Raw genomic sequence first — 14,258 nt, 5'->3', positions numbered from 1 at the left:
AACGATCGTTTTGTCATCTAAGCGTAGTCCTTTTCTTTTTTAATTTTTAGCTGCAACAAATTAGGATCAAATAGGGACGAAAGTGGGCTTATTACAGTGTTTGTTCAGTTCTAGTTCAGTGGCTCAATGATAGTTCAGTATAAACTGAATAATGACTGACTAATTACTGTCTAAAAATTGATCTTCTCAAGGCTCAGAAATGGGCCGGGTAAAGCACCATCACAGTGATCGAATCAATATTGCACATACAAAAAGACCTCAATACATCGATCAGCGAGACCTCTAGCACGGCAAGCCCTCCAAGAAGATACCATTAGTAAAAGAATAGAAAAGCCAAAATTTCCTTGAAATAATAATCATTAGCCTGAAGTGAATGTTTCATCATTAGGCTAGGTATATGATTAAACTTGGTTATTTGATCGCTATGGAGCTGATCACCTTAGCCACAATGGCTTCGTAATCATTATCAAAATGGTGACCTCCAGGCAAAATTTCTACAGGTGCTCCTGTATTTCTAAACTTCGCTGCAATCTCGCTATCTTCCCCGAAACCAAAAATACACAGTTTGTGTAGACTTACTTTTTTCAACTCCGCAACTACATCATAAGGTTCGCTACGATCACCTAAACTTAGCATGTCCGCCACATGGATCTCAAAATCGGCCTGATCATCTGGCGATAACAAAACCAATCCATTGGTTGCTTTTCTCAACTTCTCGGGAAGGCGGTTGGCGATAAAGGGTATCACACAGGCCCCAAAAGAATAACCCATTATCGAAAAAGTGATATTAGGTTCCCTTTCCTGAAAATAGGTCAAGATCTCGGACACTTCCTTTGTCGTCTGTTCTGGTGTCTTTGCATTCCAAAAATATTTCTGTGCATCCAAGCCAATCACTTTGATCCCCTTTGTCGCAAAAGCACTGGCCAGCTCCCTGTCGAAACTGGTCCAACCACCATCGCCAGAAATCATAAACATCAATTCTCTTGTAGAGCCCTTGGGTTCCAGTATCTCAATGGGCATATCCGTTTTGAGTACGCCTGTATTTTGGCTAGGCTGGCCCGCCACCTGCAACTTCTGAAAAGCCATCCCGAACTGGGGCAGCCAATTATCGGCAATGGAGAAACCATGCCCTACTTTGGGCAAGCTGACCAATTGGACATTTTCTATCCCTTTAAGAAAATCTGCTGTTGCGTTAAAGGGGCAGGTATGATCTTTTACACCATTAAGTACCCAAAACGGAGCGGCCAACTTTTCGCTACGATCCAGATAATAACTTTTTCCTGGCTTTAAGATATGGGAAGATAATCCACTGCCCTTACAGAGTGGTTTAGCCATATTGATATCTGGACAGAAGCCTAAGGCAATCCCGCCACGAAAAGTACCTGCCGGAGCCTGGGCAATCAAGCCATAGATCAGGGTTGCCCCATAGGAGTAACCTACCAATATGGGTTTCTGATAGCTTTCAAACTGATATTTCTTTTGGAGGGCCATGCTGAGCTGCTCGAAATCTGCAGCAGGATAATAACAATCCTTTTTTGAACGTGCCATTGAAGTAGCAAAATGCTTCGCGTCGATACCCGCGACGAGCGCCCCCTGTGCAGCTAGAAATTTAGCCATATTAATTACCCCAAACTGCCAACCTCCATCTCCAGAAACAAATAACACCAAGGCATTTGGTTTACCTTTCGGGGCGTACATGCTCAGCTTGCCGAAACTTCCATAGGAGAAAGTCTGTTGGGCGATGGCACATTGCGAAAACAACATGATAAAGAAATATAAAATAAGAGATGATCTTTTAGCGGTTTGATCCATGGCAATCCTTCGATAGCGGTTAATATTTACTAATGTAATTTAATAAAATGCGAATGGATTATGAAAGATATTTCTACGGTATTTTACCTTAAGAGCTATCTGAGCACATAGCACCAACCTAGATCATCCAGGCGATCAGAAGATAAAGCGGGGATTACAATAGACTAGATTAGAGCTGCTGCAAGGCTTGTTTCACCATGTCTCTGTTGGGCTTAGAAATAGGTATTTTTTCACCAGACATTAAGAGTAAAATACCACCGTCTTCTTTTAACCAGCTTTTCACGTATTTTGGATTTACCAGATGGCTTTGATGAGTTCTTACAAATCCGTTGGGATGCAGTAGATCCGCATATTCTTTAAGCGATTTAGAAACCAAAATTTTTTCACCATTCGCAAGGATAAAGTGCGTGTAAGTATTATCTGCTTCACAACGTATGATTTCGGATAAAGTAACATACCTGATTTCGCTTTGCATCTGTAGGGCAATCTTGCCAACGTTCTTTTCTGGTTTCTTTAGTTGCTGTAGTAAAAATTCGAGCTGTGAATTTTGTTTCTGCATAGCCAATTTATATTCAGCTTTATTTACCGCCTCCATTAATTCTTCAATATCTATAGGTTTTAAAAGATAATCTAATGCCGCAAATTTTACAGCTTGTATTCCATATTGGTCGTAAGCGGTAACAAAAACAACTTCAAAATCACGCCATGGCAGCAGTTTTAACAGATCAAAGCCTGTCTTATCGCCCATTTGAATATCAAGAAACACTAGATTAGGCAAATATTTTCCAATAACATCAACAGCATCTCCCACGCTTTGCGCCATCGCAACTACACTTACCTGCGGACAGTGTTTTTCTAGCAAAGCCTGTAGGTTTTCTAAATTGGAGATTTCGTCGTCTACTAAAACTGCTCTCATCATATTATAGCCAATCCGTTAATGTTAAACATATTTTAGTGCCATTAATGCTTGATTGTATAACTAAGATAAAACGATTTTCTTTATAAACTCTATTTAAAAGTGCTATTCTACTGTCACTTAATTGAAGGCCCAAACCAGTGTACTTTCTTTCCGTGTCAAATCCAGTTCCATTATCGGTAACGGTTAGGACCAAGTTATCTGCTTGCTTCATAAATTCAATCATAATTTTGCCTGCAGTAGTTTTTTGTTCCATCCCATGTTTCACTGCATTTTCTACAAAAGGCTGCAGTAACATGCTTGGTATTTCTATGTTTGCCAAATCTAAGTCTCCAGAATGATTGATGGTGTACTGAAAGCCAAATCGCAATTGCTCCATTTGTAGGTAATCATCCAATAGAGATTTTTCTTGTAATAAACTAATCCGCTCATTATCCTTAAGCACGTTACGCGTTAAGCGAGCAAATTTAGAAAGGTATTTATTCGCACTGTCTATTTCATTCTTGTTTATCAGATTTTGGATACCAGAAAGTGCATTAAACAAAAAATGAGGATTTAATTGGGAACGAATGGAGTTAAGCTGTAGCTTTATCATGCTTCCTTCCTGCTCCTTTTCTGCCAGCTTTTTTTTGTTACTTTTTTTGGTGAGATAGAGGATAACAAGAAACACGAATCCAATGGAAAATGTTACAATTGCCGCATAAGTAAAAAGCTCTAATTTGGTATAACTTTCTTCATCTATCGTTATAGAAAGCGTATGCCGGGTCACATATTTTTCTATTTCTTCTGATGAAATATCAAAATCCGAGTATCTATCCCATTTGATCAATGGCTGAATGATAATTTCATAATCTCCCGATTTTTTGAAAATGCTTTTATCAATCTTTATATAAGGTGAAAGTTTATAGGCTTCATCAAGGTAGCCCCCATATTGCCAAGCTGTTGATTCGAAGATGATCTTATTTGTTTGTTTATCTTTTATGGAGGTATAGTAGAGATAATCAATATCCGACCTGTCTTTTACGATCGTTAATTCATCGTCCTTGCGGGTAAAAATAATGCTTGTTCTTTCTTTCGGATCTGTGATATAGCTGTAATCAACACCTTCTTTAGTAGCGAAGCGTTTTGCAAAAGTTTTAATTCTCGCTTTCGGAATAGGTTTACCGTAAAACACATTTTTGTAAATATCTTGCGGTCTTTGGATGTCATAGGTGAGTATTGTAATGATTTTATCTTTTATAGAGAAGGTACCCAGCGTAGCAGAGCGTCGTATTTCCTCGTCCCCTCGATCAATATTTTTCAGCCGTGCAGTGTCGATCAACTTATTTACCGCTATAGGTTTGTTATCCGCTAAGATTGTATACCGATAATCCTGTACACGTTCTGTCTTTCTAAAATAGATTTGGACACTTACATTGTTGACTTCCGGTAAATAATTAAAGAAGGTCTGAGGTTGATTTGGAAATATATTTTCATAATAAACATTTTTGGCTGCACTATCAACACACATGGCTAATCTTCCGCCAGCAGCGTATGAGTGATACAAGTTAATACCATTTTGTGCATCTGCAGCGGATAGCATAATAACGACGTTTAGCAATGCAAGGATTATCTTTTTCATTTTGTCTGGTTTAATTTTCATCAAACTTGCCACAATGATAGCAAAACTAAAACCATCAAATAGCAAAGGCAGTGTTTGAATTAGTAAATGTATAATTTTGCACAGTATTTGAATGTTGTCAAAAAAGTTGCTTTTAATCATTAAATCACACACAGCATTAGTCCATAGTGAGTAAAAAATTTATATGGTTTTTTTTAAAGATTCGAATTTCGTTCCGGTCAACACAAGAACAGCCAATCTTTCGATTAGCTGTTCTTGTTATTAAACCTAGATAGATTTAAACAAAGGATCGACAGATGCTTACCGATCTCAATACAAATTATTCGGGCAGCAATATGACTTCCAAAAACTTCACCATTTCTGCCCCCGCTATAGTATGGGCACTTAATTCAATCACTTGCTTGCCTTTTGGCAATACCACCGTACCCAATTCAAGTTGATTGTCATGCAAACTGACAGCAGACGACGGATCTATTGTAAAATCAATCTTCTTCCCCCCTAAATTTAAGCCGAGTTTCCCTCCCGTACCTGCAACATCTTTCACATACCGTATAGCCACCTTGAAGCGTCCGCCATTTAACACATTCGTTTCCCATCTCAAACCCTGACTTAAACTAGTCCAACCCGTCACATAGTAGCGATTCCTTTTACCATCCCCAAACTTCATCGGACTACCTATCTGTTTTGCATAAAAGGTCAGTAGCCGGTTTTTATTGATATTATGATCCACATACATTAAATCAGGATTTATTGGCTGAGTTATCGTATCCTTCAATTGCACCACCACAACCAGGTCATCATCCTGAGACGTAATTTGATCTATAGGAATATGTAGTCCATCTTTTTCGGATCTATATTTTCTGATCGTTTCTCCCGACAATAACGAAACAGAATTAACCTTAGCAATCAGTCCGCCGACAATAAGATCATTCCGTAGAGGGCGTTCGAAAACGTGTAAATACAGGGTATTTTTACGCTGTGTAATGACGCCCCAGGGCTGACGAGGTAAACGAGATGGTCCAACAGCAATGACACTTTCACTATTCCCCCGCATCCAGTGACCTAAGCCCTTTAAAATAGCGACATCAGCGCTGTCGATACTTCCGTCACCCTTGGGGCCAATATTCATTAGAATATTCCCACCCATGGCCCTAGCCTTCGCTAAGAGTTTGATAAAATGAGCGGTCGGTTTATGGCTCTTATCGGTCGACGAATAGCCATAGGATTCATTTGTAGTTGGTATGGCCTCCCAATAAGCGCCAGAAGCAACTGGATAATACTCCTCTGGTCGATCTGCCGTATTCAGATAATCGCCATAATTCTTTTCCTCGGTACGCGCCAATCGACCATTGACTATGATATTCGGATCTGCTGTTCGAATAGCTTTTAAAATTCTCAGGTTTTCAGATAGCGGCAACTTATGAGGTGTATCAAACCACAACAAATCCGGATGATAGCGCTGAATAAGCTCCTCAATCTGTGGAATCGCCTTTTGATCTACATAATGCCTGGCCTTTGTCAACCATTCGGGATGTTTGTCAAACCAATTTGTACCACCCAACAATTTATCCCCACCTGGATTACTGTAATCCCAGTCATTGCCCGGAGCATCCGGATGCTCCCAATCAAAAGCATGCGAGTAATAGAATCCAAACAAAAGCCCATGTTTATGGCAGGCTGCAGCTAACTCCGCCAAGGGGTCCCTTTTAAATGCGGTGCTTGACAATGAATAGTCACTTGAAAATGCAGAAGGGTACATCGCAAAGCCATCATGATGCTTAGCCGTGATGATAAAATATCTCATCCCTGCATTTTTTGCCAACAATACCCATTCCTCTGCATCAAACTTTAAAGGATTAAATCTACGTGCAGAATCAAGATACTCAGTACGTGGGATTTTCATCACACGCATCAGATGCTCCGCATAGCCCCCTCCCGGCCTCCCCTTCCAAATATTTCCATATTGAGAATAAACACCCCAATGAACAAACATACCAAATGAGGCTACCTTCCATTTTTCTAGGCGTTGTTCACGAGTTAATGTAGCTTGTTTCCACCAACCAGTTTCTGCTTCAACAATCGCATTTTTATCACGTGCTGTCGCATCATTAAACATATTTGAAGCCTCATTGCCCTCATTTACATTTTTAATCTGTGCGCTCGAAAACAATATTCCCGAAGAAAGCATAAGAAGAAAAAAACACTTGATTTTAAGCATAACTTTGGTTTTACGAAGACAGCAAATCGAACCTGAAAGATTTCAGGCAGACACCCTTTCTAAATTTATTGAATTATCGTTCCTGGCGACCTAATGGAAGGAATACAGGATCGATTTTAACTATAATCAAAAATAATCTAAAACTACACTTTATAAGTGTACAATTCGTTCGTTTTAGGGGAAATATTGATCCGAGTCCCAAAAAAGAAAACCTATTCTTTAATAGGATGTTTATATCGTATATACATCTTAAAATAAATAAACAGTGATCTAAGCAATAGATTGCTCCATGGTCACCAAAAGATCTTTTAAATATTTTTAACATAATCAGATACAAGCTATCTGTATTTATTGAATATTTGTCTAAAACTTTAAATTAATATGGAAAAACTAACCGCCAAAGCCAGCATCCAAATTCAGAGACCAATCAACGAAGTTTTTGAGGCTATTGTAGATCCTAATAGAATGAATCACTATTTTATAAAATCTTCAACTGGACGTCTAGAGACAGATAAAACGGTAGAATGGACATTTCCAGAATTTCCCGACAGTTTTCCCGTGACAGGAAAAACCATCAGCCCCAATTCTTATATCTCTTTTGACTGGAGCGGGGGACTTCCCAATCAACTGGTAGAAATCACACTATCCACATTCGGAGAAAGCGCGACGGTCATAAAGATTACAGAACACGAAATGAACAACGATGCAGATGGAATTCTGATTATGATGCGACAAACAGAAGGTTGGGCCAACTTTTTAGCGTGTATGAAAGCCTATCTAGAATACGATATCAATCTGAGAACTGGAGCTTTCGATTTTATGTTCCAAAAATAGTGCTATCTAAAAATAGCTGCTCATCAAATTACTTCAAACACAATATATTCAATTAAAGATATTCAATTAAAGTTATCCGAATATCCGGCAAAAGACTTCAACTAATACATGGCAAAAAATAAAACGGCATATACCGAAGCATCTGTCCAAGACTTTATAAAAACAGTTGACGACCCACAAAAACAAATCGATAGTGCAACACTGATACAACTTATGGAAACCACAACGGGTGAGCCGGCTAAAATGTACGGACCAACTATCATCGGATTTGGAAACTATCATTATACCTATGCAAGTGGGCATGAAGGCTATGCTCCTTTGATCGGATTTAGTCCCCGAAAATCAGCAATCTCCCTTTATGTATTTACCGGTGCCGATGAGCACCGACATTTGGTCGATCAGCTAGGGAAATTCAAAATAGGCAAAGCTTGCATATACATCAAGAAATTAAGCGACATCAATATAGAGATACTCCATCAGCTTATGTCCGAAACGATACAGTTTATTGAGAATAAGTATACGAGAATCAAAGAATAGCACAAATTATGGCAACGAGCATCGCAACAATAGACGAATATATCAATCAATTTGAAGAGGAGAAAAAAGAATATCTGATCAAGGTGAGACAGCTTATTGCTGGCCTAGTCCCTCCTTCTGCAGATGAAACGATCTCCTATCAAATGCCGACCTTCAGATACAAGGGTAATATCATCCATTTTGCGATGAACAAAAACCATTTGGGCCTCTATCCAGGACCAGCTGCTATTGCGCACTTCGCTACAGAACTCAAAAATTTTAAAACCACAAAAGGTGCGATACAAATCCCTTTGGATCAACCGATTCCAATACCAATAATTACCGATATTGTCAATTTTAATATTGATAAGCTTAAAGACAAACAAGGCCCTAATTGGTACCAAAGCCGAGGGAACTGGCAGGAGGCCGAAGAACTCATGCAGCAAATCATTCTGCAAACTTCCTTAAAAAAGGAATTCAAATGGGGGAGTTATATCTATACTCATAAAGGAAAAAATGTCATCGGTTGGGGCGGCTTTAAAAATTTCTTTTCCCTCTGGTTTTATAATGGTGTATTCTTAGCCGATCCGGATAAACATCTCATCAGTGCCTCCGAAGGAAAAACGAAAGCATTACGACAATGGCGCTTTGAAGACGTTATGGATATGGATGTCGAAAAAATAGCCGCCTATATCCAAGAATCCATCCAAACCATTGACGAGGGAAAAGAGCTCAAACCAACGAAATCTCCAGCGAAGCCCCCCACTGGCCTATTATTAGAAGCGCTACAGGCAGATCCGACCTTCGGGGAAAGTTTTCGGGCTTTAACACCAGGAAAACAGAAAGAATACATCGAGTACATCGATGAGGCCAAGCAAGAAAAAACGAAAGAATCCCGTCTTGAAAAAATTAAGCCGTTGGTCCTCGCTAAAAAGGGCTTGAACGACAAATACAAATAGATGAACGCTAAAACAAAAAGAAAATGATGAATAATTCAATTATCCCATCCATTTGGTTTGATCAAAACGCGCAGGAAGCCTTTGATCTTTACTGTCGCATCTTCCCAGAAAGCCATATTGGCAATAGCTCTCCCATCGTTGTTGAAGCTGTCCTAAACGGTGTAAAATTTATTGGAATAAATGGAGGCCCCATATTCAAACCCAACCCCTCCATATCATTTATGGCCATTTGCGAAAGCAAAGAGGAAATTGATCGTATCTGGAATTCACTTTCTGTGGGCGGCAATACCTTAATGCCACTAAACTCCTACCCTTGGAGCCCTTACTACGGCTGGCTGGCCGACAAGTTTGGTGTCAATTGGCAATTATACCTCGGTAAACTAAGCGACACCAACCAACAGGCAATTGTACCAACCTTAATGTATTGCGGAGAGCAACAGGGAAATTGCGAACAAGCTTTAGCATTTTATGCAGAATTATTTCATGATTTTCGAAGCAATGGTATCATGAAATACACAGCAGGTGAATATATCGGATCAATCCAACATACCCAATTTTTAGTCCGGGATTTTACGCTCATGGCAATGGATAGCGGAGTTCCTCAAACTTTCACGTTTAACGAAGGTATTTCACTCACTATCCTCTGTAAAGATCAGCAGGAAATTGATTATTTCTGGAATAATATCACGAAAAAAGGTAAAGAGAGCATGTGTGGCTGGTGTAAAGACGAATTCGGCGTAAGCTGGCAGATCGTACCCGAACAAATTGCAACATTACTACAGCGACCGGGGGCGAATGAAGCGCTCATGAAAATGAAAAAAATCATTATTCAGGAGCTCATAGGATAATTTCAAGAGGAACCTCAAGCTGAGGATAAGAGCTATGTAAAATAGTATTAAGAAAAGGGGATAAATAATCCCCCTTTAAGCTTTCACTTGCAATGCCAATGCGTACAATTTCATCTGTTTAATCATGGATAGCAAGCCATTTGCCCTTGTCGGTGACAAATGTTCTTTTAACCCAATTTTATCTACAAAATATAAATCGGCATCAACGATCTCCTTGGCGCTGTGTCCAGATAGCACTTTGACCATTAAGCTCACCAAGCCTTTTGTGATAATCGCATCGCTATCTGCCGTAAAATACACTTTTCCATCTTTTATTTCCGGGAAAAGCCATACTTTGGACTGACATCCTTTGATGATATATTCATCTGTTTTGTATTGTTCATCAATTAGAGGCACTTCTTTTCCCAGCTGGATGATGTACTCATATTTTTCCATCCAATCCGTAAAGAAAGCAAAATCCTCAATTAATTCATCCTGTATTTCATTAATGGTCATACCTATTTTTTATTAAACCAACATATTGACCGCGCGTTGGATACCAGCGACCAAAATATCTATTTCCTCTTTTGTATTATATACGGCTAAAGAAGCACGAATAGTTCCCGGGATGCCAAACCTATCCATGACAGGTTGGGCACAATGGTGGCCTGTACGCACAGCGATTCCTAATTTATCCAAGATCACACCAACGTCATAAGGATGCGTGCCGTCGATTACAAATGAAATAACGGAACATTTCTTCTCGGCCGTTCCAATAAACCGCATACCTGGAATTTCAGCCAACTTCTCCGTAGCGTACTGCAACAAATCGTGCTCGTAGGCCTCGATATTTTCCAGACCTATTGAATTGATATAATCGATAGCCTCGTTCAGACAGATACCGGCCTCAATATTGGGCGTACCCGCCTCAAATTTAAAGGGCAGTTCGTTATAGGTCGTTTTTTCAAAAGTAACCTCTTTAATCATATCTCCACCACCTTGATAAGGCGGCATCGCGTTCAATAAGTCCTCTTTACCGTATAACACCCCAACTCCAGTAGGGCCGTACATTTTATGCCCGGAGAATACCAGAAAATCTACATCAAGCTTTTGAACATCAATCTGTATATGTTGAACCGCTTGTGCAGCATCAACTAATACAACTGCACCATGTCGGTGAGCAATTGAAATCATCTCGCTCACAGGATTGATTGTCCCGAGGGAGTTTGAAACATAGGTTACAGCAACTAATTTGGTTTTCTCATTAAACAAATTGCTATAGGCATCCATATCGAGCTCACCATTATCATTCATCGGAATAACCCGAATTTTACAGCCCTTTTCATCACAAAGCATCTGCCAAGGCACAATATTAGAATGGTGTTCCATCGCTGAGATAATAATCTCATCACCTTCGTGGATAAAAGCTCTGCCATAACAAGTTGCGATCAGATTAATTCCATCTGTTGTTCCTTTGGTGATAATGATTTCCTTATCTTCAGCAGCATTGATGAAAGCCTGAACTTTTTTTCGAGTCACCTCAAAAGCGTCCGTCGATATCTGACTAAGATAATGTACGCCCCGATGCACATTACTATTCATATCTGTATAATAATGTACAATCGAATTGATAACAGAACTCGGCTTCTGTGTTGTCGCGCCGTTATCCAAATAAACCAATGGTTTACCATTGACCTCTCTCTTCAGAATCGGAAAATCGGCACGTATTTTATCTATATTAAATTTTTCCAACGTCGTCTAAATAATTTATACAAAGTTAATAGTATTTTATCGAATACAGGCTGGCCAATCTGTTTTTTATGTCATTATCAATGTCGGTTTTACAAGGTGTCCTCAGCCAAAAAGGGATTTTCTGGCATTTTAAACAATTATAGTTCGCTTTTATAATTTATTGATGCTATTTAGTTACCTTTGTAATGATATGCAAGAATTACCTCTAAATTTACCAGAAGGCTCACGTAAAGAAGTGATGGCCTATTTGGAACCGTTCATGCTCAATGAGATGAGCGAATACCTGAAGCCTGTTGAAGACATGTGGCAACCTGCCGATTTTCTTCCAGATTCTTCTAGGGACACTTTTTTTGAGGAAGTAAAAGAGTTGCAGGAAAGTGCAAAAGAACTCTCTTATGATTTGGTCGCAGTATTAGTTGGAGACACCATCACCGAAGAGGCCCTTCCAACGTACGAATCATGGTTGACCATGGTAGAAGATGTTGACAAAAACGAACAAGGTGGTTGGATGAAATGGGTACGCGCTTGGACGGCTGAAGAAAACCGCCACGGTGACCTGTTGAACAAATACCTTTATTTGTCAGGTAGAATAGACATGCGTCAATTTGAAATGTCTACGCAATATCTTATTCAAGACGGTTTTGATATCGGTACTGGTGCAGACCCTTACCGGAATTTTATTTATACTTCATTCCAGGAATTGGCAACCAACGTTTCCCACCGTCGTGTATCTGGGCTTTCTAAAAAAAGCGGTGATAAACTTTTGGCAAAAATGTGTGGTGTCATCGCATCTGATGAAGCACGCCATGCCAAAGCCTATATGTCTTTTATTTCAAAAGCAATCACAGTAGACCCGAGTGAAGTCATGATTGCATTTGAGGATATGATGCGTAAAAAAATCGTTATGCCAGCCCAGTTCTTAAGAGAAGCAGGCGAGCCCCAAGGGGAAGCATTTGCACATTTCTCGGACGCGGCACAACGATTGGGAGTATATACTGCTTTGGACTACGTGGATATCTTGAAAGAGCTGAATAGTGAGTGGAAAATAGATCAAGTTACTGGCCTGAATGATAAAGGCGAGAAAGCGAGAGATTATCTACTAAAACTACCCGATCGTTTGGCTAGACTGGCTGATCGGATGAAGGTTCCAGAAAAAGATTATAAATTCAAATGGATTTATTGATATAAAAAAAGCTTGATTTAATAATCAAGCTTTTTTTATGTTGAACGAATAACTTTATTGTGTTAAAATTGTTAACACTTATTTCACGTTACCCATCAATTTACGCACAACAGGCGACAAGGCTATAAGCACCACACCAGCAATCAAAGAATATAAGCCTAATTGTTTATAACTCTCCGTATAAGTCACCAGTTTATCCGCCAATGAACTTCCTTCCTTAGCTTCGGCCATACTAGCACCGATCAAACCTGCTACATACTGACCGTAAGCACTCGCCAAGAACCACATTCCCATCATGATACCTTGCAATCTCGCCGGAGACAATTTCGTCATAATGGAAAGACCAATTGGTGATAGACAAAGCTCCCCAACGGTAATCACAAGCAGCGCAAGGGTAAAGACATCCAATGAAGTCATACCGTCGTGAGCGAATAAACGCGTAGCAAATAGAACATAATAACCTAATCCCAAGAAAACAAAACCAAGACCAAACTTAATAATGGTATTTGGCTCAAGTTTACGTTTGCCCAGCCAAATCCAAAAAAGGCCAAAAAGAGGTGCTAATGCAATAATAAATAATGCTCCGCCTGAATTGTTAACACCATTTGGATCGAGCGTCATAACGCCCAATAAAGAATCATTCAAATGCTTAGCAGCAAAGATGCTTAAGGAACCGCCACTTTGCTCATATATTCCCCAAAAGATAATCGAGAAAAGAATAAACACCAGGGCAGCAATTAATTTCTTCCGCTCTTCAGCAGTCACTTTAGACATTTCATAGAAAAGATACAACAGCGTCAATGGGCCAATTGTGTACATAAAATAGTCTGTATACTGCGTTTTTGACACCATGATCTGAATAATAGGAATAAAAATCAACGTGGCAATATATACAGCATATTCTACCCATTTCGGTAATGCCTTCGTCTTTACTATGGCCTCAGGATCCCCTGGTTGAAGTCCTATTGGTCCTAAATGCCTTTTGGTAAAGTGAAAATTCACTAAACTAACCAACATTCCTACCGCCGCCAAGCCAAAAGCAACATTCCAACGATGTCCCTCAGAAATAATTGACGTCAACATATATCCTTTACCAATCGCAACACAGATATATCCGCCTAAGAATGCACCTAAATTTATTCCCGCATAAAACAACGAAAAACCACCATCACGACGAACATCACCTTTTTTATACAGCTCGCCTACCATCGTCGATATGTTGGGTTTAAAAAAACCGGTACCTATAATGATAAATGATAAACCAAAAAAGAAATACTTATGCGGATCTGCTGCAAGAAATAAGCTCCCTACGATCATCAATAAGCCACCCCAGAATAAAGACTTTCTAAAACCAAGAATTTTGTCTGCAAACAGCCCACCTATGAATGTAAATGCATAAACAAATGCCTGTGTTGCTCCATACTGTAAATTGGCATCCTTTTCAGCAAAGTTTAGTTGTGTGATCATAAAGAACACCAACATACCGCGCATACCATAGAAACAGAATCTTTCCCACATCTCGGAAAAAAACAAACTCCAGATTTGCTTTGGGTACTTTCCGTCAAAATTTTGAATCTCTTCTAGCGATTCCCTTGTACTAACCTCCATACTAATTTATAT

Annotated in this window: 12 protein-coding genes; 5 read left to right on the top strand and 7 right to left on the bottom strand. The window is 39.5% G+C overall.

Translation table 11 applies throughout. The features are described from left to right. Positions 1–411: 411 nt before the first annotated feature. From B4N43_RS03305 to B4N43_RS03290, 4 genes are all read right to left on the bottom strand, one after another. A complete protein-coding gene (locus tag B4N43_RS03305; RefSeq protein ID WP_286732752.1) occupies positions 412–1,764 on the bottom strand; it encodes an AcvB/VirJ family lysyl-phosphatidylglycerol hydrolase in 1,353 nt (450 codons plus the stop codon). Between the two features lie 217 nt (positions 1,765–1,981). Beyond that, a complete protein-coding gene (locus B4N43_RS03300) occupies positions 1,982–2,731 on the bottom strand; it encodes a LytR/AlgR family response regulator transcription factor (protein WP_286732750.1) in 750 nt (249 codons plus the stop codon). Between the two features lies 1 nt (position 2,732). Further along, on the bottom strand, positions 2,733–4,349 hold the full coding sequence (locus B4N43_RS03295) for a sensor histidine kinase (protein WP_120333411.1): 1,617 nt from the start codon (positions 4,347–4,349) through the stop codon (positions 2,733–2,735). Positions 4,350–4,668: 319 nt separating this feature from the next. Next, complete coding sequence (locus B4N43_RS03290) at positions 4,669–6,567, bottom strand: alpha-L-fucosidase (protein ID WP_286732748.1); 1,899 nt, start codon at positions 6,565–6,567, stop codon at positions 4,669–4,671. 381 nt (positions 6,568–6,948) lie between these two features. Between B4N43_RS03290 and B4N43_RS03285 the strand changes: the two genes are divergently transcribed. The 4 genes from B4N43_RS03285 to B4N43_RS03270 all read left to right on the top strand — a co-directional run bounded on the left by B4N43_RS03285 (position 6,949) and on the right by B4N43_RS03270 (position 9,724). Next, complete coding sequence (locus tag B4N43_RS03285; RefSeq protein ID WP_115046812.1) at positions 6,949–7,401, top strand: SRPBCC domain-containing protein; 453 nt, start codon at positions 6,949–6,951, stop codon at positions 7,399–7,401. A 108-nt stretch (positions 7,402–7,509) separates the two neighbouring features. After that, on the top strand, positions 7,510–7,938 hold the full coding sequence (locus tag B4N43_RS03280; RefSeq protein ID WP_088162799.1) for a DUF1801 domain-containing protein: 429 nt from the start codon (positions 7,510–7,512) through the stop codon (positions 7,936–7,938). 8 nt (positions 7,939–7,946) lie between these two features. Continuing rightward, on the top strand, positions 7,947–8,876 hold the full coding sequence (locus tag B4N43_RS03275) for a DUF1801 domain-containing protein (protein WP_286732746.1): 930 nt from the start codon (positions 7,947–7,949) through the stop codon (positions 8,874–8,876). Between the two features lie 23 nt (positions 8,877–8,899). Next, positions 8,900–9,724, top strand: coding sequence for a VOC family protein (locus tag B4N43_RS03270; RefSeq protein WP_286732744.1), 825 nt, complete (start codon positions 8,900–8,902; stop codon positions 9,722–9,724). Between the two features lie 75 nt (positions 9,725–9,799). Here the strand turns inward: B4N43_RS03270 and B4N43_RS03265 are convergent, their stop codons facing one another. Continuing rightward, positions 9,800–10,219 carry a SufE family protein gene (locus B4N43_RS03265; RefSeq protein WP_075994020.1) on the bottom strand — a complete coding sequence of 140 codons (420 nt, stop codon included), beginning with the start codon at positions 10,217–10,219 and terminating at the stop codon, positions 9,800–9,802. 12 nt (positions 10,220–10,231) lie between these two features. Beyond that, a complete protein-coding gene (locus B4N43_RS03260; RefSeq protein ID WP_286732741.1) occupies positions 10,232–11,455 on the bottom strand; it encodes a cysteine desulfurase in 1,224 nt (407 codons plus the stop codon). A 190-nt stretch (positions 11,456–11,645) separates the two neighbouring features. On the opposite strand from B4N43_RS03260, the gene B4N43_RS03255 reads away from it, so the two are divergent. After that, positions 11,646–12,638: an acyl-ACP desaturase gene (locus tag B4N43_RS03255; RefSeq protein WP_075994021.1), complete on the top strand. Its 993-nt coding sequence runs from the start codon at positions 11,646–11,648 to the stop codon at positions 12,636–12,638. A 78-nt stretch (positions 12,639–12,716) separates the two neighbouring features. Here B4N43_RS03255 and B4N43_RS03250 read toward each other — a convergent pair whose 3' ends face one another. Next, positions 12,717–14,246, bottom strand: coding sequence for a peptide MFS transporter (locus B4N43_RS03250; RefSeq protein ID WP_115046804.1), 1,530 nt, complete (start codon positions 14,244–14,246; stop codon positions 12,717–12,719). Positions 14,247–14,258: the final 12 nt, after the last annotated feature.

This window comes from Sphingobacterium sp. UBA1897, from assembly GCF_002337775.1.
GTDB lineage: Bacteria > Bacteroidota > Bacteroidia > Sphingobacteriales > Sphingobacteriaceae > Sphingobacterium > Sphingobacterium siyangense.
Note: the sequence above shows the minus strand (reverse complement) of the source record. Positions and strands in the feature narration are given on the sequence as shown.

Excerpts from the sequence above, each read along its gene's own strand:
- B4N43_RS03305 (WP_286732752.1), bottom strand. The coding sequence starts at position 1,764 with ATGTTGTTTTCGCAATGTGCCATCGCCCAACAGACTTTCTCCTATGGA.
- B4N43_RS03300 (WP_286732750.1), bottom strand. The coding sequence starts at position 2,731 with ATGATGAGAGCAGTTTTAGTAGACGACGAAATCTCCAATTTAGAAAAC.
- B4N43_RS03295 (WP_120333411.1), bottom strand. The coding sequence starts at position 4,349 with ATGAAAAAGATAATCCTTGCATTGCTAAACGTCGTTATTATGCTATCC.
- B4N43_RS03290 (WP_286732748.1), bottom strand. The coding sequence starts at position 6,567 with ATGCTTAAAATCAAGTGTTTTTTTCTTCTTATGCTTTCTTCGGGAATA.
- B4N43_RS03285 (WP_115046812.1), top strand. The coding sequence starts at position 6,949 with ATGGAAAAACTAACCGCCAAAGCCAGCATCCAAATTCAGAGACCAATC.
- B4N43_RS03280 (WP_088162799.1), top strand. The coding sequence starts at position 7,510 with ATGGCAAAAAATAAAACGGCATATACCGAAGCATCTGTCCAAGACTTT.
- B4N43_RS03275 (WP_286732746.1), top strand. The coding sequence starts at position 7,947 with ATGGCAACGAGCATCGCAACAATAGACGAATATATCAATCAATTTGAA.
- B4N43_RS03270 (WP_286732744.1), top strand. The coding sequence starts at position 8,900 with ATGATGAATAATTCAATTATCCCATCCATTTGGTTTGATCAAAACGCG.
- B4N43_RS03265 (WP_075994020.1), bottom strand. The coding sequence starts at position 10,219 with ATGACCATTAATGAAATACAGGATGAATTAATTGAGGATTTTGCTTTC.
- B4N43_RS03255 (WP_075994021.1), top strand. The coding sequence starts at position 11,646 with ATGCAAGAATTACCTCTAAATTTACCAGAAGGCTCACGTAAAGAAGTG.
- B4N43_RS03250 (WP_115046804.1), bottom strand. The coding sequence starts at position 14,246 with ATGGAGGTTAGTACAAGGGAATCGCTAGAAGAGATTCAAAATTTTGAC.